This is a genomic window from Rahnella sp. NRRL B-41462, assembly GCF_003263525.1.
GTDB classification, from domain to species: Bacteria; Pseudomonadota; Gammaproteobacteria; order Enterobacterales; family Enterobacteriaceae; genus Rahnella; species Rahnella aceris.
In genome coordinates, this window is the sequence record NZ_JYDF01000147.1 from 21,664 (window position 1) to 42,709 (window position 21,046).

The following is a 21,046-nucleotide window of genomic DNA, read 5'->3' on the forward strand; positions in this document are numbered from 1 at the left end:
CCCATTCCGTGCGCTGCTGAGTTTTGCGGCGGGCGACCAGAGTCAATAACCGTTTCTGTGCCTGTGAGCCATGAGGCCGGGTAGTGGGATCAAAAGGATACCGTTATGCGTACTGTATATTGTGGAAAACTGAATGCGTCCAATGTGGGCCAGGAAGTAACATTGTGTGGCTGGGTTAACCGTCGCCGCGATTTGGGTGGTTTGATTTTCATCGATATGCGTGACCGCGAAGGCATCGTTCAGGTTTTCTTCGACCCCGATCAGGCAGAAGCCTACAAGCTGGCGTCTGAACTGCGTAACGAGTTCTGCATCCAGTTAACCGGCACCGTGCGCGCACGCCCGGAAAGCCAGTTCAATAAAGACATGGCGACCGGTGAAGTGGAAGTGTTCGCCAGTAATCTGAACATTATCAACCGTTCAGAATCGCTGCCGCTGGACTCCAACCACGTCAACACTGAAGAAGCGCGTCTGAAATACCGCTATCTGGATTTGCGTCGCCCTGAAATGGCTAACCGCCTGAAAGCGCGTGCAAAAATCACCAGCTTCGTACGCCGTTTCATGGACAGCCATGACTTCCTCGACATCGAAACTCCGATGCTGACCAAAGCTACACCGGAAGGCGCGCGTGACTATCTGGTGCCAAGCCGTGTGCACAAAGGTAAGTTCTACGCCTTGCCGCAGTCTCCTCAGCTGTTCAAACAACTGCTGATGATGTCTGGTTTTGATCGTTATTATCAGATCGTAAAATGCTTCCGTGACGAAGATTTACGTGCTGACCGTCAGCCTGAATTCACCCAGATCGATGTGGAAACCTCTTTCATGAGCGCCGAACAAGTGCGCGAAGTGATGGAGAAACTGGCCCGCGAACTGTGGCAGGAAGTGAAAGGCGTGGATCTGGGCGACTTCCCGATCATGACCTTCGCAGAGGCCATGCGTCGCTACGGTTCTGATAAACCGGACCTGCGCAACCCGATGGAAATGGTGGATGTTGCGGACCTGATGAAAAACATCGAGTTCAAAGTGTTTGCTGATCCGGCCAACGATCCGAAAGGCCGCGTGGCTGCATTGCGCGTTCCGGGCGGTGCCTCCCTGAGCCGTAAACAAATTGACGAATACGCCAAATTTATCGAAATCTACGGTGCGAAAGGCCTGGCTTATATCAAAGTGAATGAAGTGGCGAAAGGCCTGGAAGGTATCCAGAGCCCGGTGGCTAAATTCCTGAATGAAGAACTGCTGGCTGCCTTGATCGCACGCACTGGTGCACAGGATGGCGACATGATCTTCTTCGGCGCAGCCAGCGCGAAGATTGTGACTGACGCGATTGGCGCACTGCGCCTTAAAGTCGGCCGTGACCTGAAAATCACTAAAGAAGACATGTGGGCTCCGCTGTGGGTGATCGACTTCCCGATGTTTGAAGACACTGACGAAGGCGGCCTGAGCGCTATGCACCACCCGTTCACTGCACCAAAAGACATGAGCGCAGAAGAACTGGCAGCGAACCCGGTTTCTGCTATCGCTAACGCCTACGACATGGTGATCAACGGCTACGAAGTGGGCGGCGGTTCTGTGCGTATTCACCGCAGCGAAATGCAGCAGACCGTGTTCAGCATTCTGGGTATTAACGAGCACGAACAGCGCGAGAAATTCGGCTTCCTGCTCGACGCCCTGAAATACGGTACGCCTCCGCACGCCGGTCTGGCATTTGGTCTCGATCGTCTGGTGATGTTGCTGACCGGCACGGATAACATCCGTGACGTGATCGCCTTCCCGAAAACTACCGCTGCGGCGTGTCTGATGACCGAAGCGCCAAGTTTTGCCAACCCTGCGTCGCTGCTGGAACTGGGCATTGCGGTTGTGGCGAAAAAAGAAGTGACACCAGACACAAATACAGAGAATAACTAATGAGCTATAAGCGTCCTGAGTCGATACTGTGCGTCATCTACGCCAGAAACACCGGCAGGGTGCTGATGCTTCAACGAAAGGATGACCCGAATTTCTGGCAGTCGGTGACCGGCAGTCTGGAAGACGGGGAATCCCCAAATCAAACCACGCAGCGTGAAGTCATGGAAGAGGTCGGTATCGACATTGCAGGTGAAAACCTGACTCTGCAGGACTGCCATCGCTGCGAGGACTTTGAAATATTTGCGCATTTGCGCCATCGCTATGCTCCCGGTGTGACCCGCAATAAAGAACATTGGTTCTGTCTGGCGTTACCCGACGAGCGTGATGTGGTTCTCACCGAACATCATGCGTACCGGTGGCTCGATAAACTGGCAGCGGCAGCGCTGACAGTCTCCCCGAGCAACCAGCAGGCGATTGAAGAATTTGTAAACTATTCGGTCTGTTAAGACTTTAGACTTTTTGGAGATATTTATGGCAGGTCACAGTAAGTGGGCCAATACCAAGCACCGCAAAGCGGCGCAAGATTCTAAACGCGGCAAAATTTTTACCAAAATCATTCGTGAGCTGGTTACCGCTGCGCGTCTGGGTGGCGGCGATGCGGGTTCAAACCCACGTCTGCGTGCGGCTATCGATAAAGCGCTGTCCAACAACATGACCCGCGATACCCTCAACCGGGCTATCGCACGTGGCGTGGGCGGTGACGAAGACACCAACATGGAAACCATCATTTATGAAGGTTACGGACCTGGCGGTTCAGCCATCATGGTTGAATGTCTGAGTGATAACCGCAACCGTACCGTGGCAGAAGTGCGTCATGCCTTCACCAAAACCGGTGGCAATTTGGGTACTGACGGTTCCGTGGCTTATCTGTTCTCCAAAAAAGGCGTGATCACTTTCGCTCCTGGTCTGGATGAAGACGTGCTGATGGAAGCCGCGCTGGAAGCGGGTGCTGAAGACATCATTTCTTACGATGATGGCGCTATCGATGTCTTTACTGCCTGGGAAAATCTGGGCGAAGTGAAAGACGCGCTGGAAGCCGCCGGTTACAAAGCTGATTCCGCTGAAGTCACGATGATCCCATCGACCAAAGCCGACATGGATGCAGAAACTGCACCTAAACTGTTGCGCCTGATCGACATGCTGGAAGATTGTGACGATGTGCAGGAGGTTTACCACAACGGTGAAATCTCCGACGAGATCGCAGAAACCCTGTAATCTCAGTGCCGCCGGTGGCTACCACCGGCTGGCTATCCTGTTGTCCCTCAGCAGTTTATACTCTCCCCAACTTTCCAAAAAAACGACAACACAAGGCGTTGACTGGCTATGGCTATTATTCTGGGGATCGACCCCGGTTCGCGTATTACCGGCTATGGCATTATCCGCCAGACAGGGCGTCAGCTCAGCTATCTCGGCAGCGGCTGTATCCGCACCGTGGTGGACGATATGCCGGGACGTCTGAAACTGATTTACGCCGGTGTGTCGGAAATCATTACGCAATTTCAGCCTGATTTTTTTGCCATCGAATCCGTGTTTATGGCGAAGAACGCTGACTCCGCGTTAAAGCTCGGGCAGGCACGCGGTGCGGCAATTGTCGCTGCTGTCAATCAGGATCTGCCGGTGTTTGAGTATGCGGCGAGGCAGGTCAAACAGACCGTCGTCGGTACCGGTGCGGCAGAAAAAGCGCAGGTTCAGCATATGGTGCGGTCAATCCTGAAATTACCGGCTAACCCGCAGGCCGATGCCGCCGATGCGCTGGCAATTGCCATAACGCATTGTCATATGAGTCAGAATGCTATCCGGCTCAGCAGTGACAAATTACAGATGGCGCGCGGACGGATGCGATAGACGCCGCAAGTCCATTAGGCTGGATATCCATCCAGCCTTTTTTATGATATAAACATCGCTGCTTTTGACCTGATAAGGAAAATGAACGTGATAGGCAGACTACGAGGCATTATTCTGGAAAAACAGCCCCCTTTGGTGCTGCTTGAAACCAACGGCGTGGGCTATGAAGTGCATATGCCGATGACCTGTTTTTATGAATTGCCGGAACTGGGTCAGGAAGCTATCATCTTCACGCAATTTATCGTCCGTGAAGATGCCCAGTTGCTCTACGGATTTAACGATAAACAAGAGCGCGCGCTGTTTCGCGAGCTGATTAAAGTCAACGGCGTTGGGCCGAAGCTGGCGCTGGCGATTCTGTCAGGCATGTCGGCGCAGCAGTTTGTCAGTGCGGTAGAAAAGGAAGAAATCACCGCATTAATTAAGTTACCTGGCGTCGGTAAGAAAACCGCAGAACGCCTGGTCGTCGAAATGAAAGACCGGTTTAAAGGATTAAACGGTGATCTATTTAACAATCATACTGATATCACGCTACCTGCATCGGCGTCGAAAGCTAAAGAATCTGACGCCGAAGGCGAAGCCGTTGCAGCCCTGATATCCCTCGGATATAAACCACCGGAAGCCAGCCGCATGATCAGCAAGGTGGCCAAATCGGGCGCAGAATCTGAAACGTTGATTAGAGAAGCGCTGCGCGCAGCGCTGTGAGGTAAACGATGATTGAAGCTGACCGCCTGATTTCTTCCGAAGTTTTCAGTGAAGAAGAGGTCATTGACCGTGCGATCCGCCCGAAGTTGCTCAGCGAATACGTTGGACAGCCGCATGTGCGTTCGCAAATGGAAATCTTTATTCAGGCGGCTAAGCAACGCAAAGATGCGCTCGATCACCTGTTGATTTTCGGACCGCCGGGACTGGGTAAAACCACGCTGGCCAACATCGTGGCGAACGAGATGGGCGTGAATTTACGTACCACGTCGGGGCCGGTGCTGGAAAAAGCCGGTGATCTGGCCGCGATGCTGACCAACCTCGAGCCGCATGATGTGCTTTTTATTGATGAAATCCACCGTCTCTCACCGGTCGTCGAAGAAATTCTCTATCCGGCGATGGAAGACTATCAGCTGGATATCATGATTGGTGAAGGTCCTGCGGCACGCTCCATCAAACTCGATTTACCGCCGTTTACCCTGATTGGTGCGACGACCCGCGCCGGTTCCCTGACGTCACCGTTACGTGACCGTTTCGGTATCGTACAGCGTCTGGAGTTCTATCAGGTGGCTGATTTGCAGCACATCGTCGGGCGTAGCGCCTCCTGCCTCGGGCTGGAGTTGTCGGAAGAGGGCGCGCATCAGATAGCCCGCCGTTCACGCGGAACGCCGCGTATCGCTAACCGCTTATTACGCCGTGTGCGTGACTTCGCGGAAGTGAAAGGCGACGGTACCATTAATGGTGATGTGGCTAACGGCGCGCTGGATATGCTGGATGTTGATGCCGAAGGTTTCGATTACATGGACCGCAAACTGTTGCTGGCGATTATCGATAAGTTCAGCGGCGGGCCGGTCGGGCTGGATAACTTAGCCGCGGCGATTGGCGAAGAGCGCGAGACGATTGAAGACGTCATCGAACCCTTCCTGATCCAGCAGGGGTTTATTCAGCGCACACCGCGCGGGCGTATGGCGACCAATCATGCGTATAAGCATTTCGGTATTGCCAGAGAATCTGAGTAACAGATCTCCTGAGCATAAAAAACGGACGCCCTGAGCGTCCGTTTTGCTTTCCGTCATCAGGTATTAACGACTGACTTCACAGCGGCTGACCATCCGCCAGTTACGTGGCAACTCGCGTACTTCACCCGCCAGAATCACCTTTCCTGTTGCATGAATATCGGCGCTTGAAGAGCCCACCTGAACTTCAACAGAACCCGGTTCGACGATGCGCTTACCGGTGTGACTGGTGAAATTCAGCATATCGGTCGGAATGCTGAAACTGAGCGTCGCAGTTTGTCCGGCATCCAGTTCAACGCGTTCAAAGGCTTTGAGTTCCTGCATCGGGCGTACCAGTGATGCCACACAGTCACGCAGATAAACCTGCACCACCTCGCTGCCCGCCTGATTTCCGGTATTGGTGACTTTGATTTGTACTGCAATATCGCCATTTTCGATGGCGACCGGTTGCTGATTGAGTTGCAGGTCGTGATAGCGGAACGTGGTGCCGCTCAGCCCGAAGCCAAACGGGTATTTTGCGCCAAAGTGGAAGGCGATCGGCGTGCCGCCACTTTTCAGTTTGTGATTGTAGTAATACGGCATCGCACCGGCGCTTTTCGGTACGGAAACCACCAGCCGCCCGGACGGAGCCTGTTTGCCACTGATAATGTCGCTGATGGCGCGTCCCCCTTCCTGTCCGGGGGCAAATGCCATCAGGTATCCGGCGACTTTTTCTTCCAGCCCGCCAAGGGAATACGGACGACCGCCGGTCATTATCACAATGGTCGGTTTGCCGGTTGCGATCACGGCTTCCAGCAACTGCTGCTGAACGCCCGGCAGTTGCAGGCTGTCTGTATCAGAGCCTTCGCCGACAGTACCGCTCTGGAATAAACCGGCCAGATCGCCGACAAACACCAGTGCGACGTCACTTTCCTGCGCCAGTTTTACGGCCTGCGGGATCAGCGCGGTACTTCGTGATACCGGCGAGCTTTGCATGGGTGTTGCGGCATCGCCGGGGAAGACCGGCGCACCTGCCGTACGTTTTTCGAGAATATGGCAACCTTTGGTATAACGGATATTTTGCTCACCATAGGCCTCGCGTAATGCCTGTAATGGCGTAATGATCTGTTCTGTCTGCGCCTGCATTTCGCTGATGATCAGATGCACCGGGAAACTGTAACCGCTGAGCAACGCCAGCGGATCATCTGCCGTCGGGCCGATCACCGCGATTTTTTGGCCGGATGTGGGTTTCAGCGGCAGGATGCCATTATTTTCCAGCAGAGTGATTGAGCGGACCGCGGCTTTCCAGGCCAGTTCCCGCGTGGCAGGTTGCTGAAGCTGCGGCTCAGGCTCAATGGCGTAAGGCTGTTCAAACAGGCCAAGGCGAAATTTTTCAGTCAGCACGCGTGCGACAATTTCGTCAATTTTCGCCATATCAATCAGGCCACGCGAAACGGCATCCGCCAGATGTTGTGCGCAGTCACCTTTCGGTAATTCAATATCCAGACCCGCATTGAACGACAGCGCGGCGGATTCGGCATCGTCATGGCTGACACCGTGATGCTGATGCAGCAGGCTGACACCACCGTAATCGGCAACAATCAGACCGTCGAACCCCCATTGTTCACGCAAGATTTCGGTCAGCAGGAAGTGATCGCTGTGGCAAGGCTGACCATCAATGTCGTGATATGCCGGCATCACAGAACCGGCATTCGCCAGCTTCACCGCCATCTCAAACGGCAGCAGGAAAGTGTCATTCAGCTCGCGAAAACCAAGATGAACCGGCGCATGGTTGCGCGCCCCTTCGCTGAAAGAGTGCCCGACATAATGTTTCAGCGTGGCCAGCAGGTCCCGCGCTTCGCCCTGTAATCCGCGCACGTAAGCGGTCGCCATCACGCCGACCAGATACGGGTCTTCACCAAAGGTTTCCTCGGTACGTCCCCAGCGCACATCGCGCGACACATCCAGAACCGGTGCCAGCCCCTGATGACAACCAACGCTTTGTGCTTCCTGACGGATAGCACCTGCAATTTGCTCCATCAGTTGCGGATCCCACGTTGAGGCGTAGCTCAGGGACGAGGGAAACAGTGTGGCGTCTTTGCACAATAAGCCGACCAGACATTCTTCGTGGAACATCGCCGGAATACCCAGCCGGGTGTCTTCTACCAGCGTTTTTTGCAGCCGGTTCAGCGCCTGTACGCCTTCTGCCGGGCTGACCACGTGCGTGCCGAGCGGACGGGTGATTTGCCCGGCGCCAAGTGCCAGTTGCTGTTCCAGCGCCTGACTCTGTTTGTGACCGGAAAAATCATCGCTCAGATCGGTACGTTCTTTGTGATTGCCGTTGCTGTCGAGGATCAGCCAGAACGCATGCATCTGCGCGAATTTTTCCTCCGGCGTCATGCGTGCCAGAAGATCGGCGACGCGGCGGGCAACGGGCTGTGAAGCATCCTGATAAAGATAAGTCATCTTACATCTCCTTGATTAATCAAAGGGCGTGAACCGCTGAGCACGGGGTCATCGTCGCCCCCGAAAGAACGTCGCGTTGCGAGGGATAAGGCGATAGTTTGCATGGTGCGGCTGTTGAGTTTGTAGGTAAAAAGCAGCGCGGCCATCAGCAGGAATAACGCACAGGGCACCAGTGTGAACAGTGAATTGATGGTCAGCATCACCGAAGCACTTTGCGTGGCGCCGTTCGGCAGGTAACCGACCATACCAAGCACCCAGCCGACGATGGCACCGCCCAGTGCCAGCCCGAATTTGATGGCAAACAGCGCAGTGGAGAATACCAGCCCGTCAAGCCGGCGGCCGGTGCGGGATTCTTCGTGATCCACAACGTCGGAGAACATCGTCCATTGCAGCGGCGTGGTCAGGTTTTGGATAAAACTGAACACAAGATTGAGGGCGAAAATAAGACTGACGGAAGGGGAGGGAATAAAGAAAATCGCTGCATTACACACCACAAAAGTCAGAATTGTCCATTGATAGGATTTAATCCGGTCGAATTTACCCAGTATTTTCTCAGACAATAGTGCGCCAAATAACGAGGCGATCATGCCAAAAACAATAAAATTAAAAATCAGATCCGGGCGGCCTAGCACATATTTCACATAATACATGGTGGCGGAACCACGGATAACGACGGCACATAATAGTAAGATATTAAAAATAAAAACAATGCGCCATTGTGAGTTATTCCACAGTAATTTCAGGTCGCTCAGCATTGAACCGGAGGTGTCATTGCGCGGTTGATAACGCTCACGCGTCAGTGCGAAACAACAGAAAAATAATACGATACCGAGTAATCCCATCAGGCTCATGGCATAGAAATAGCCTTTCTGCGGGTTACCTGCGCCGAGTTTTGCCACCAGCGGCAGGGCGATCACTGTTACCACCAGCCCCCCGACAAATGACAGTCCGAAGCGCCACGACTGCAGCGAATGGCGTTCGCGCGGGTCGAGTGTTAACGCCCCCGGCATGGCACAATACGGCACATTGATGGCGGAATACACCAGGCTGAGTAATGTATAAGTGACTGCTGCATAAATAATTTTACCGGTCGGTGATATGTCTGGTACATAAAATGTGATCAGGCAACAGACCCCAAACGGTATTGCAAACCACAGCAGCCACGGACGGAATTTTCCATAGCGTGTTGTGGTGCGATCAACCAGCGCACCGATGCAGGGATCTACGCAGGCATCCACGGCGCGTACCACTAAAAATAGTGTGCCCATGATCGCGGCGGGTAAACCAAAAACATCTGTGTAGAAATAAGCGAGAAATAAAGTCGCAGTTTGCCAGACCAGCGCACTGGCCATATCGCCGAGTCCGTAGCCAATCTTATCTTTTACTGAAAGAACCGGAGTGATCACCATTATTTGTTACCTGCTTTCTGTAAGGAGAGATAACCGACGGAAAATAATTCATGTCTTTAACGGAAAAAAAGATAAACAGCCTGGGAAGTAAAATGGTGCCAAAAGTATTGTGAATAGAACTCAGGTAAACAATTGAGGAAATGAATATGCAATTTACGTTTTTTGATTTTGTTTTTTATTTGTGAACGGGATCAAACTGACGGTGGTGTTTGCTTCATCGGCGCGGGGATCCGGACTGGCAAAGGCCCGCGTTGAGCGGGATGCCATCTCCGGTGAAAGGGGGTTTATAACTCTTCCCGCCAGCGGAAATAACCAGTCACCGCTTTTAATGCGGCGGGCAACTGGCGGTGGCCGGGGTAATAGAGAAAGAATCCGGGAAAGGTGACCGACCAGTCTTCAAGCACCCGGATCAGCTTACCTTCCGCCACCAGCGCATCATGTTCAGCACTCTGCGCGCTGTACACCAGCCCGATTCCATCGAGCGCAATGCGGGTCATCATGCTGACGCTGTCGACCACCAGCGGCCCGCTGACGGGCACGGTAATCTGTCGCCCATTTTTTTCGAACTCCCAGCGGTACAGCGAACCGCTGGCAATTTCCCGACGCCCAATGCAGGCATGGTTTTTCAAATCGGCAGGCGTTTGTGGTTGCGGGCAGCGGGCGAAATAATCCGGCGAACCGTACACCGCAGAGTGAAAATCGGCGGTCAGGCGTACCGCACTCATGTCCTGCTGAACATCGCCCCTGATGCGTACGCCTGCATCAAACCCCTCACTGATGATGTCCACGAAACCGTCATTGGTGGCAAGTTCCAGGGTGATATCCGGGAACGCCTGACAAAATTTGGGCAACTGCGGCAGGAAAACCATGTCAGCAGCGATGCGTGGCGTATTAATACGCACCGTGCCTTTGGGTATCCCCCGTAAAGCGTTCACTTTCTCCATCGCATCAGAGATGACTGATAATGCCGGCACCACTTCCGCCAGCAATGCGTAACCCGCTTCGGTGGGCGATACCTGCCGCGTTGTGCGGTTCAGCAATCTGACGCCCAGACGCTCTTCCAGCGAACGTAAGGAATGGCTCAGCGTTGAAGCGGTTAAATTTAGCCGCGCCGCGGCTTTGCGGAAACTCTTCTCTTCCGCTACGGCGACAAATGCTCTCAGTTCTCCGAATTCGTGGGTGCGCATCAGTTTCCTATTGATGAATAAAAGCCAGTAAAGCATGCGATATAACATGGCTTATTCACAATAATCAATGCGCTTATAGTCAGGCCTCGGTTTGGAAAATTCATCAACGGAGAAAAATATGTCGCAAACATTACGGTTACAGGGGCGGGTTGCGCTGGTCACGGGCGGTGGCTCAGGCATCGGGCGGGCAGCCGCACTGGCGTTTTCACGCGATGGTGCGAAAGTCGTGGTGGCAGGAAGACGGGAAACGGCGCTCCAGGAAACGGTGATGATGATCCGTGAACGGGGCGGTGATGCCCTGGCGGTGCCGACCGATGTGTCAGACAGCGCACAGGTCCGGCATCTTATTGCCGCGACGCTGGCGCATTACGGGCGACTGGACGCCGCGTTTAATAATGCGGGTGTGGAAGGTTTTGCGCCAGTCAGTGACATGACAGAAGCGGAATTTGACCGGGTGATTGCCACCAATCTGAAAGGCGTCTGGCTGTCAGTGAAATATCAGCTGGAAGCCATGACCGCCGCAGGGCGTGGCGGTGCGATTGTGAATACCTCTTCCTGGCTGGCGCACGGAGCCAGTATTGGCTCTGCTGCGTATTCCGCCAGCAAAGGCGGGCTTGACGCGATGATCCGCGCTATAGCGCTGGAAACCGGTGCGCAGAATATCCGCATCAATAACGTTAATCCCGGCATTATCGATACCCCGATGGCGCGGCGGATGGGCGCAAATGAAGAAACGCTGATCCCTTTTGTACGCCTGACACCCGCAGGGCGCGTGGGCGAACCGGCAGATGTCGCGGATGTTGTGGCGTGGTTGTGCAGTGATGAAGCGCGATTTGTGACCGGTCAGAATCTGCTGGTCGATGGCGGATTTACGGTGGCGGGGCTGCGTTAGTCAGGACAAAAAAGACCGAGGCTCAGGGACGGGCGTCAGTCTGCACAAAGTCTGAAGCCGATCACAGTTTCATCATCCGGCGAATATTACGACTTGTTTCTGTTTCCGATTCGCCCGAGAATCCGTTTCAGAAAGCAGGATTGTTACTGTCTGACAGGCAAAACCTAAACTTCTCGTTTCTTCGTGTATGACGAAGATACCGGACGTTTAGGTTTTTTTTTGGCCTGAATTCAGGGGCAGGCCGCCCCTTTGCAACGCAACGGCAATGTCGTGCACGACGCCCTTACTCTGATGAGATGACACTATGGAATACAGAACATTAGCCGACGAAATTCTCCGCGGAGTGGGCGGAAAGGAAAACGTCAACAGTGTGGTGCATTGTGCCACCCGTTTACGCTTCAAGCTAAAAGATACCCGCAAAGCCGATGCTGCCGGGCTGAAAGAAAATCCGGGCGTGATCATGGTGGTCGAGAGCGGTGGTCAGTTTCAGGTGGTGATTGGTAATCACGTCGGTGCCGTCTATGAAGCGCTGGTGAGAGGCAGTGCGCTTTCAGACGGCAGCGATGACGACAGGGGTGATAACGGCAGTGTGTTTGCCCGTGCGATAGATGTCATCTCCGGCATATTCACGCCGTTTATCGGCATTATGGCGGCATCGGGGATCCTCAAAGGTTTTCTGGCACTGGCGCTGGCCTGTGGCTGGATGGTGCCGGAAAGCGGTACCTATAAAGTCTGGTTCGCCGCCAGCGACGCTATGTTTTATTTCTTCCCGCTGGTGATCGGTTATACCGCCGGTAAAAAATTCGGCGGTAATCCGTTTGTGACCATGATGATTGGCGGCGCGATGGTGCACCCGCTGATGATCGCCGCATTTGATGTACAGCAGTCCGGCGCGCACAGCGAGCATTTCTTAGGCATCCCGCTGGTCTTTATCAATTATACCTCTTCGGTCATTCCGGTGATTCTGGCCGCGTGGGCATCGAGCTGGCTGGAAAAGCAGTCGATGAAAATTTTACCCGGCGCGCTGCGTAACTTCATCACACCGCTGATCTGCCTGATGGTGATTGTGCCGCTGACATTCCTGGTTATCGGGCCGGTCGCGACCTGGGCCAGTCAGCAACTGGCCCATGGCTACCAGTTTGTTTATCACGTCAGCCCGATGGTCGCCGGTGCCTTTATGGGCGCACTGTGGCAGGTCTGTGTGATCTTCGGTCTGCACTGGGGGCTGGTGCCGTTGATGATCAACAACTTCAGCGTGCTCGGCCATGACACCATGCTGCCGCTGTTACTGCCTGCGGTGATGGGACAGGTTGGTGCGGTCGCGGGTGTGATGCTGCGGACCAAAGATGTCCGTACCCGAGCATTGTCAGGGTCGGCGATCAGCGCCGGGATTTTCGGTATCACGGAACCGGCGGTGTATGGCATCACCCTGCCGCATCGGCGTCCTTTTATTTTCGGCTGCGTCGGCGGTGCGCTCGGCGCTGCGGTGCTCGGTTACTTCCAGACCACGGCGTATTCCTTCGGTTTCCCCAGTGTCTTCACGTTTACCCAGATTATTCCGCCCACTGGTTTTGATAAAACAGTGACCGCCGGGATTGCCGGCACCCTGATTGCGCTGTTGTTTGCCGCACTGGCGACTTATTTCTTCGGTGTAAAACAAGAAGCGGTCGCGCCGGAAGTCAGCGAGAAGGCCCAGGCCGATGCGTTACAGGCGCCGCGCGGCAAAATGCTGATCGCCAGCCCGATGAGCGGACCGTGTATCGCACTCGATACAGTGAAAGATCCGACATTCGCCAGCGGCCTGCTGGGTAAAGGTGTGGCCATTGTGCCTGTCGCCGGAAGGGTGGTCTCACCGGTAGACGGCACGGTGGTTTCACTGTTCAAAACCCATCACGCCATCGGAATTGAATCGGCAGACGGCGCAGAAATTCTGATCCACGTCGGCATCGATACGGTGAAGCTCGACGGCAAATTCTTTACGCCACACGTTGACGTCGATGCGGTGGTGAAGCAGGGCGATTTGTTGCTGGAATTCGACGTGCAGGGGATCACTGATGCCGGTTACGACCTGACAACGCCGGTGCTGGTCACCAACAGCGACGATTATCTCGACGTCATTCCGGCCTGTGTCGGACAGGACGCCAGCGAACAAACCCTTTTACTGACTTTATTACGCTAACGAACAGAGCCAGGAGGTTCATATGAACAAGCCATTTCCAAACGGATTTTTATGGGGCGGAGCCGTTGCCGCTAATCAGGTTGAAGGGGCTTACCTGACCGACGGTAAAGGCTTATCCACATCGGATCTGCAACCGCAGGGTGTTTTCGGCCCGGTGCAGGAACGCACGGAAGGGGATTTCGGCGTGAAAGATGTCGCCATCGATTTCTACCACCGTTATCCGCAAGATATGAAATTGTTCGCTGAAATGGGTTTTACCGTATTGCGTACCTCAATCGCCTGGACGCGTATCTTCCCTCAGGGGGATGAATCGCAGCCGAACGAAGCGGGGCTGGCATTCTACGACCGACTGTTTGATGAGATGGCAAAATACGGTATTACACCGCTGGTGACGCTTTCCCATTACGAAATGCCGTACGGCATCGTAAAAAAACACGGTGGCTGGGGCAGCCGCGATACCATCGGTTTCTTTGAAAATTACGCCCGCACGGTGTTCACCCGTTATAAAGATAAAGTCAAACACTGGCTGACCTTTAACGAAATCAATATGTCGCTGCATGCGCCGTTTACCGGCGTCGGATTGCCGGAAGACAGCAGCAAACAGGATATCTATCAGGCCATTCACCATCAGCTGGTTGCCAGTGCCAAAGCGGTAAAAGCCTGTCACGAGATCATTCCTGACGGCAAAATCGGCAATATGCTGCTTGGCGGAATGCTGTATCCGCTGACCTGCAAACCGGCCGATATGATGGAAACCTTGCAGCAGAACCGCGACTGGTTATTCTTCGGCGATGTTCAGGTGCGTGGCGCGTATCCGGCTTATATGCCGCGTTTCTTTAAAGACCGCGGCATGGAAATTAATATTACTTCTGAAGATAAAGCCGCGTTGAAAGAAACCGTCGACTTTATCTCATTCAGTTATTACATGACCGGTTGTGTCACCACGGATGAAGAACAAAATATTAAAGCGCGTGCCAATATATTAAATATGGTGCCGAACCCGCATCTGCAAAGTTCCGAATGGGGATGGCAGATTGACCCGGAAGGGTTGCGCTTCTTAATGAATGAGCTTTATGACCGTTATCAGAAACCGCTATTTATTGTGGAAAACGGTTTGGGTGCGCGGGATAAAGTCGAAGCTGACGGCAGCATTAATGATGATTACCGTATTCAGTACATCAATGACCATCTGGTTCAGGTGCGTGAAGCCATTGAAGACGGCGTGGAAGTGATGGGTTACACCAGCTGGGGACCGATTGATCTGGTCAGCGCCTCGAAAGCGGAATTCTCCAAGCGTTATGGTTATATCTATGTAGACCGCGACGATCAGGGCAATGGCACGCTGGAGCGCCGCCGTAAGAAAAGTTTCTTCTGGTATCAGGAAGTGATTAATTCAAACGGTGCGTCATTAACATCCTGATCTGATCCGGTCTGAAGGGACTTAAGGCCATCGTCACGTTTTGAGGGCAAAATTTACGTCTGACTGAGGATCGGATCTGGTAAAATCATCAGGCAGATCCCAAGACTGCGGCAGACAAAACCTGATCATCCATACGGACGATCAGGTTTTTCTTTTCAGGGAGTTACAATGAAAATCGCCAAAATACTCAATAATAATGTGGTGGTTGTCGTCAGCGGGCAGCAACGCGAACAGGTGGTGATGGGGCGCGGGCTGGCATTTATGAAGAAAGCCGGGGATGAGCTGGATGAAAGCAAAATCGAGAAAATTTTTGCCCTGCAGAATGACGAACTGGTCGCGCATCTGACGGAGTTGCTGTCGCATATTCCGATGGAAGTGATGACCACCTGTGATCAGATTATTTCGCTGGCGCGGGGACGGCTGGGGAAATTACAGGAAAACCTGTATATCGCACTCACCGATCACTGCAATTTTGCCATTGAACGGCAGAAGAAGGGCGTGCCGATCAGCAATGCCTTGCTGTGGGAAACCCGTCGTCTGTACCCGAAGGAATATGCGCTCGGGCTGGAAGCGCTGGAGATTATCGATTCCCGCCTCGGCGTGCGATTGCCGGTGGATGAAGCCGGTTTTATTGCCCTGCATCTGGTCAATGCGCAGCTTAACGGCGAAATGCCGGAAGTGGCGCAGATTACCCGCGTGATGCAGGAAATCCTCAATCTGGTGAAATACCAGCTGCGTATTGAATACGACGAGGAGTCGCTGAGCTACCAGCGCTTCGTCACCCATCTTAAATTCTTCGCCCAGCGGATGCTCAGCCGCACGGTGGTGGCCGACGATGACATGACCCTGCACGCGGCGGTAAAAGAAAATTACCCACAGGCGTGGCTGTGCGCGGAAAAAATCGGCGATTATCTGGCCGCGCAATATCAGCGCGAACTGACCACGGAAGAAATTATGTATCTCTCCATTAATATCGAACGGGTGAGAAAAGAGTGTCTGCCGAAAGAATCGTCCTGAGCGCACGCAAGCGCAAAATTTGCTGCGCGAAATATGACTGTTCACAATTTTTAATGACGGTTTTTTTTGCCACGGTTAGTGAGAACAGGTAGCATCCTTCGCCGTTATTGCACCAAAACAGTTCCGGCTAAAAAAACTACAGTGGGTAAACCCCATAAACGGCGAGGCTTGCAATCGTTTGCTTGCAGCACCCGGCGTCAGGTGAAGGTTATTTTGGAGAACAACTCATAATGAAGTCTCATAAAAAAACGGCAGAGGCGAAGCACGCGGCTAAACGGCGCTGGCTGGACTCTCACGATCATGGTTATCACAAGAGTATGGGCAACCGTCAGGTTCAGATGATTGCCATTGGTGGTTCTATCGGTACCGGTCTGTTTCTCGGCGCGGGTGCGCGTTTACAGATGGCGGGTCCGGCGCTGGCTATCGTGTATGCGGTGTGTGGTATTTTCTCATTCTTTATCCTGCGTGCACTGGGCGAACTGGTTTTACACCGTCCGACCAGTGGCAGCTTCGTATCCTATGCCCGTGAATTCCTGGGTGAAAAAGCGTCTTACGTAGCAGGCTGGATGTACTTCCTGAACTGGGCGATGACCGGCATTGTCGATATCACCGCAGTGGCTCTGTACATGCACTACTGGGGAACCTTCGGTGATGTTCCGCAATGGATGTTTGCGTTGGGCGCACTGGCGATAGTGGCAACCATGAACATGATCGGCGTGAAGTGGTTCGCTGAGATGGAATTCTGGTTTGCGCTGATCAAAGTGGCGGCGATTGCTATCTTCCTGGTGGTTGGCGTGGTGTTCCTCGGCACCGGCAAACAACTGGACGGTAACACCACCGGTCTGCATCTGATCACCGACAACGGCGGTATTTTCCCGCACGGTTTGTTACCGGCGCTGGTTCTGGTGCAGGGCGTGGTCTTTGCGTTCGCGGCCATTGAGCTGGTCGGTACGGCGGCGGGCGAAACCAAAAATCCGGAAAAAGTGCTGCCGAAAGCCATTAACAGCGTTATCTGGCGTATCGCTTTGTTCTACGTCGGCTCCGTGGTGTTACTGGTGCTGTTGCTGCCGTGGAATGCCTATCAGGCGGGCCAAAGTCCGTTTGTCACCTTCTTCAGCAAGCTGGGCGTGCCTTACATCGGTACCATCATGAATATCGTGGTTCTGACCGCAGCGCTGTCGAGCCTCAACTCCGGCTTGTATTCCACCGGTCGTATTCTGCGTTCCCTGTCGATGGGCGGTTCAGCACCGAAATTCATGTCGAAGATGAGTGCGCAGCAGGTGCCGTACGCCGGTATTCTGGTCACTGTCGGCATTTATGTGATCGGTGTAGTGCTCAACTATTACGTGCCTTCGCAGGTGTTTGAGATTGTCCTGAACGTCGCCTCACTCGGCATCCTCAGTTCATGGGCTTTCATCATTGTCTGTCAGATGAAACTGCGTACTGCGATCAAAGAAGGTCGTGCGAAAGACGTTTCCTTCAAAATGCCGTGGGCACCGGTGACCTCGTGGCTGACGCTGGCCTTCCTGGCGGGCGTTCTGATCCTGATGGCGTTTGACTACCCGAACGGCACCTACACGGTGGCGACCATTCCGGTGCTGATCATTCTGCTGGTACTGGGCTGGATAGGTCTGCGCAAACGTGCTGCTGAAGTGCATGCCGAACAGGCTGCGCAGGAAGAAGCACATCAGGAAAGTATTGAAGCGAAGTAATTCGTTTCGCAGATTCCAGCAAAGGGCTGCCGTCATGGCGGCCCTTTTTCATTCCTGCCCGTAAAAAATCTGAAACAGCCACAATGTCTCTTTCCTTTGACTAGGCTTATTCTTTTATGAGGAGAGGCAAACCTATGTTGAAGATTGTTTTACAAATATTTTCCAGCCCGGAAAAGTTCCTCGGACTGTTCAGCGCCGCAGACATGGAAAATACGCTGGAAGAGGGCGAGCGTATTCTGATTGATGAAAACGGTACGGCATCAGTCAATCCGGCTAATCAGGAGATGCAGCAAGACTTTGCCCGCCACGTCAAACGCATGAGCGTGCTGTAATGGCGACAGCCGTTTTCATGGTGTTAATGGTCTGCGGCTACTGGTATACCACCCGCGACATTTCATCGCGCTTCAAACTTAAACGCACCTTTGGCTGGGACGTCTATTTTCTGGTGGCGCTGTATGGCTGTATTTTTGTCCTGCAGGGTGTACTGGTCATAGCACTGCTATATCTGGCGCTGTGGGGGATTTCCGGTGTTATCAACTGGCTGCCCGCCTTGCCGCATTTGCATCAGGATGTGCACTACCAGCGTGATTTCATCAACTGGAGTTTCTTAGGCATTCAGGCACCGGTGGTGATTATGCTTGCCGTCTCCGTGATGCTGTGTCTGGTCCGCACTACCTGGTCACCGGGCTTACGCCTTAATACTGCCGGACGCAGAGAGTTGTACAAACAACTTACCCGCGCCAACGGCGTGGAAGGACTGTTGTATCAGTGTATGGAAGAGGGCGATATGGTATTCATCACCCTGCAGTCGCGGCGTGTTTATATCGGCATGGTGCATACCGCAAGGTGTGAAACAAGTTCGTCGGACAATGTGGTCGTGATCCCGATGGTCAGCGGTTATCGCGATAAAGACACACTGGAGCTGCGCGTTGAGCATAATTATGCCCGCTATTATCAGGAACATGGCATCACGCCGGTGTCAGATCCGGTGAGCGCGCTGAAGTTTCGTAAGGTGATTTTACTGAGCCAGATAGAAACGCTGTCGCTGTTTGACCCGTCAAGTGCCTGTGCGTTCGAGAAGCTTATTCCGCTGGTTGAAGAAGAAATGGCCCGGAAAATTGGTGAGAAGGACGCCTGAAATAAGGCGTCCTGCATGCATTACACGATAGTGAAGCTGAAATCACTCAGACCTTCGATGCCGCCGGTGATCACATCACCGCGCACTACCGGACCCACACCTGCTGGCGTACCGGTATAGATCAGATCACCGGGCTTGAGTTCAACCGCCTGAGAGAGATAGCTGATGACGTCCGCTACCTGCCAGATCTGGTCGCTCAAATCACCGCGCTGACGTTTTTCACCGTTCACATCGAGCCAGATTTTACCGGCAGCCGGATGACCTGTCTGACTCACGGGTTGCAGCGGATTCGCCGGTGCGGAATCATCAAACCCTTTGGCGAAATCCCACGGACGTCCCAGTTTCTTGGCCTGCGCCTGAATATCACGACGGGTTAAATCTACGCCCACGGTATAACCCCAGACGTGTGACAGCGCGTCTTCAGCGGCAATATCTTTACCGCCTCTGGCAATCGCAACGACCAGTTCTACTTCATAATGCAGATCGTCGGTCAGTGTCGGGTATGGCACATTGCCGCTGGCGGGAACCACGGCATCCGCCGGTTTGCCAAAAAAGAAAGGCGGTTCGCGGTCAGGATCATGACCCATTTCGCGGGCGTGTTCGGAATAGTTACGGCCAACACAATACACGCGGCGCAACGGAAAGCGGGCGCTCTGGCCTTCGACGGCGAGAGACGGAACTTCGGGTGCAGCAATTACATATTCAGTCATCGTATTCACTTCACAAAGTTATCGAATTAACATATTTGCAAAGCGAATCAACATTGACCAGTAAATTTATGTTACTGGTCAATGTGTCACTGTCAGGCCTTGTAACGCGGTGCGGCGTGAGCCTGCAGGAAGTTCGGTACCATTGCACTGCGCAGGGCATCAAATTCATCCCACTGTTTTTCGTCCTGCAATGGCGGAATGGTGATTTTTTCTTTGCGGTCAAAGCCCAGCAAGGCGGCATCCACCAGTTCACCCACTTCCATTACACCCGGCACTTCATCGATATTTTTGCCCGAACGTTCCCAGATTTCTGTACGCGTTGCGGCAGGTAATACGGCCTGAACGTACAGACCGCGCTCGGCCATTTCAAATTGCAGCGTCTGGCTGAAAGTCAGCACAAAGGCTTTGGTGGCGGAATACACCGCAGATTGCAACTCTGGCGTCAGCGCCATCACGGACGCGATATTAATAATCGCCCCGTCTTTATGCTTGATCAGACCGTCGAAAGCGACGCGTGAAAGACGCGCCACCGAGGTGACGTTCAGGGTGATCAGATTCCCGATGGCGTCAGCATCGCTGTTTTCAAAACCGGCTTTCAGCGAAGCCCCGGCGTTATTGATCAGCAGGGAAATCTGCGGTGTTGCACGGATAAAATCTTCTACCCGTGCCAGATCTTCGCTGCGGGTTAAGTCAGCGGGTAACACGGTGATTTTTACGCCGGTTTCATCCTGCAGGCGTTCAGCCAGTGTTTTCAGGCGCGTTGCATCACGGGCAACCAGCACTAAATCATAACCGCGTTTCGCCAGACGGTCGGCGTAAGTGGCCCCGATGCCGCTTGATGCGCCGGTGATTAAGGCCACGGACTGAGTGCGAATTGTATCTGACATAGTAGAACCTCGGTGTTGGATAGGGTGGTTTAATAATAAAACCAGGTGATTTTTAGCACTGGTGGTTTTATAATGCAACCAGATTTTTTAAACCGCATTGAGCAGGAAGTGCCATGAAACGAACCCGTCTGGAAAACACGCCTTGTCCGGCTGGCCGCGCGCTGGATCTCATCGGTGACTGGTGGACGTTGCTGATTGTCCGCGATGCGATGTACGGCCTCTCACGATTCAGTGAATTTCAGCGCAGTCTGGGGGCGGCGAAGAACATTCTCAGCTCCCGCCTGAAAGCGCTGGTTGCCGAAGGCATTATGAAGATTGAACCGGCGGCAGATGGTTCGGCGTATCAGGATTACGTGCTGACGGAAAAAGGGCTGGCGCTGCAACCGGTGCTGGTTGCGCTGGGGCAGTGGGGAAGTGAATATCTGTTTGAAGCCGGCGAAGCCTGCACGCAACTGGTAGATATCGAAAATCGCCAGCCGCTGCGTAAGCTGGAAATCCATGCGCAGGACGGGCGGGTGCTGGAAAGCCGGGATATAAAGGCGATTATTCCTGAATCTTGATCGAGAATTCGGTCGACTCCCTCCCCTG

Annotated in this window: 19 protein-coding genes; 14 read left to right on the plus strand and 5 right to left on the minus strand. The window is 53.5% G+C overall.

Annotated features, from left to right (window positions below):
- The first annotated feature begins 105 nt into the window (after positions 1-105).
- The 6 genes from aspS (at position 106) to ruvB (ending at position 5,465) form a co-directional block, all read left to right on the plus strand.
- Complete coding sequence (aspS, locus tag UC14_RS25045; protein ID WP_112151804.1) at positions 106-1,902, plus strand: aspartate--tRNA ligase; 1,797 nt, start codon at positions 106-108, stop codon at positions 1,900-1,902.
- Complete coding sequence (gene nudB, locus UC14_RS25050; protein ID WP_013575034.1) at positions 1,902-2,348, plus strand: dihydroneopterin triphosphate diphosphatase; 447 nt, start codon at positions 1,902-1,904, stop codon at positions 2,346-2,348. Before aspS ends, nudB begins: the two co-directional genes overlap by 1 nt.
- Before the next feature lie 25 nt (positions 2,349-2,373).
- A complete protein-coding gene (locus UC14_RS25055) occupies positions 2,374-3,117 on the plus strand; it encodes a YebC/PmpR family DNA-binding transcriptional regulator (RefSeq protein WP_013575035.1) in 744 nt (247 codons plus the stop codon).
- A 108-nt stretch (positions 3,118-3,225) separates the two neighbouring features.
- The gene (gene ruvC / locus UC14_RS25060) at positions 3,226-3,747 is read left to right on the plus strand and encodes a crossover junction endodeoxyribonuclease RuvC (RefSeq protein ID WP_013575036.1); all 522 of its coding nucleotides are present in this window, start codon (positions 3,226-3,228) and stop codon (positions 3,745-3,747) included.
- Between the two features lie 87 nt (positions 3,748-3,834).
- A complete protein-coding gene (gene ruvA, locus UC14_RS25065; RefSeq protein ID WP_112198656.1) occupies positions 3,835-4,449 on the plus strand; it encodes a Holliday junction branch migration protein RuvA in 615 nt (204 codons plus the stop codon).
- A gap of 8 nt (positions 4,450-4,457) precedes the next feature.
- Positions 4,458-5,465, plus strand: a complete 1,008-nt coding sequence (ruvB, locus tag UC14_RS25070; protein ID WP_037034899.1) for a Holliday junction branch migration DNA helicase RuvB — start codon at positions 4,458-4,460, stop codon at positions 5,463-5,465.
- A 63-nt stretch (positions 5,466-5,528) separates the two neighbouring features.
- Here the strand turns inward: ruvB and UC14_RS25075 are convergent, their stop codons facing one another.
- The 3 genes from UC14_RS25075 to UC14_RS25085 form a co-directional block, all read right to left on the minus strand.
- Positions 5,529-7,907, minus strand: a complete 2,379-nt coding sequence (locus UC14_RS25075; RefSeq protein WP_112151805.1) for a glycoside hydrolase family 3 N-terminal domain-containing protein — start codon at positions 7,905-7,907, stop codon at positions 5,529-5,531.
- Positions 7,904-9,316 carry an MFS transporter gene (locus tag UC14_RS25080; protein WP_015689678.1) on the minus strand — a complete coding sequence of 471 codons (1,413 nt, stop codon included), beginning with the start codon at positions 9,314-9,316 and terminating at the stop codon, positions 7,904-7,906. The genes UC14_RS25075 and UC14_RS25080 overlap by 4 nt, the downstream gene beginning before the upstream one ends.
- A gap of 284 nt (positions 9,317-9,600) precedes the next feature.
- Entirely contained in the window at positions 9,601-10,503 is a 903-nt protein-coding gene (locus tag UC14_RS25085) for a LysR family transcriptional regulator (RefSeq protein WP_112198651.1), read from the minus strand.
- Between the two features lie 118 nt (positions 10,504-10,621).
- Between UC14_RS25085 and UC14_RS25090 the strand changes: the two genes are divergently transcribed.
- The 7 genes from UC14_RS25090 to UC14_RS25120 all read left to right on the plus strand — a co-directional run bounded on the left by UC14_RS25090 (position 10,622) and on the right by UC14_RS25120 (position 18,861).
- Positions 10,622-11,395 carry an SDR family NAD(P)-dependent oxidoreductase gene (locus UC14_RS25090; RefSeq protein ID WP_013575043.1) on the plus strand — a complete coding sequence of 258 codons (774 nt, stop codon included), beginning with the start codon at positions 10,622-10,624 and terminating at the stop codon, positions 11,393-11,395.
- Positions 11,396-11,699: 304 nt separating this feature from the next.
- Positions 11,700-13,574 (plus strand): PTS beta-glucoside transporter subunit IIABC, encoded by a 1,875-nt coding sequence (gene bglF, locus UC14_RS25095; RefSeq protein ID WP_112198652.1) that lies wholly within the window; start codon positions 11,700-11,702, stop codon positions 13,572-13,574.
- A 22-nt stretch (positions 13,575-13,596) separates the two neighbouring features.
- Positions 13,597-14,994 (plus strand): glycoside hydrolase family 1 protein, encoded by a 1,398-nt coding sequence (locus UC14_RS25100; RefSeq protein WP_015689682.1) that lies wholly within the window; start codon positions 13,597-13,599, stop codon positions 14,992-14,994.
- A gap of 168 nt (positions 14,995-15,162) precedes the next feature.
- Positions 15,163-16,011 carry a transcriptional antiterminator BglG gene (gene bglG, locus UC14_RS25105; protein ID WP_112198653.1) on the plus strand — a complete coding sequence of 283 codons (849 nt, stop codon included), beginning with the start codon at positions 15,163-15,165 and terminating at the stop codon, positions 16,009-16,011.
- Between the two features lie 230 nt (positions 16,012-16,241).
- Positions 16,242-17,723 carry an L-asparagine permease gene (gene ansP / locus UC14_RS25110; protein ID WP_112198654.1) on the plus strand — a complete coding sequence of 494 codons (1,482 nt, stop codon included), beginning with the start codon at positions 16,242-16,244 and terminating at the stop codon, positions 17,721-17,723.
- 134 nt (positions 17,724-17,857) lie between these two features.
- Positions 17,858-18,055, plus strand: a complete 198-nt coding sequence (locus UC14_RS25115; RefSeq protein ID WP_013575048.1) for a hypothetical protein — start codon at positions 17,858-17,860, stop codon at positions 18,053-18,055.
- A complete protein-coding gene (locus tag UC14_RS25120) occupies positions 18,055-18,861 on the plus strand; it encodes a hypothetical protein (RefSeq protein ID WP_015689685.1) in 807 nt (268 codons plus the stop codon). Before UC14_RS25115 ends, UC14_RS25120 begins: the two co-directional genes overlap by 1 nt.
- A 20-nt stretch (positions 18,862-18,881) precedes the next feature.
- On the opposite strand, the gene UC14_RS25125 is transcribed toward UC14_RS25120, so the two are convergent.
- Positions 18,882-19,571: a fumarylacetoacetate hydrolase family protein gene (locus UC14_RS25125; protein ID WP_013575050.1), complete on the minus strand. Its 690-nt coding sequence runs from the start codon at positions 19,569-19,571 to the stop codon at positions 18,882-18,884.
- A 92-nt stretch (positions 19,572-19,663) separates the two neighbouring features.
- A complete protein-coding gene (locus tag UC14_RS25130; protein ID WP_037034883.1) occupies positions 19,664-20,458 on the minus strand; it encodes an SDR family oxidoreductase in 795 nt (264 codons plus the stop codon).
- A gap of 113 nt (positions 20,459-20,571) precedes the next feature.
- Here UC14_RS25130 and UC14_RS25135 point away from each other — a divergent pair, with 113 nt between their 5' ends.
- Positions 20,572-21,018: a helix-turn-helix domain-containing protein gene (locus tag UC14_RS25135; RefSeq protein ID WP_013575052.1), complete on the plus strand. Its 447-nt coding sequence runs from the start codon at positions 20,572-20,574 to the stop codon at positions 21,016-21,018.
- The last annotated feature ends 28 nt before the right edge of the window (positions 21,019-21,046 follow it).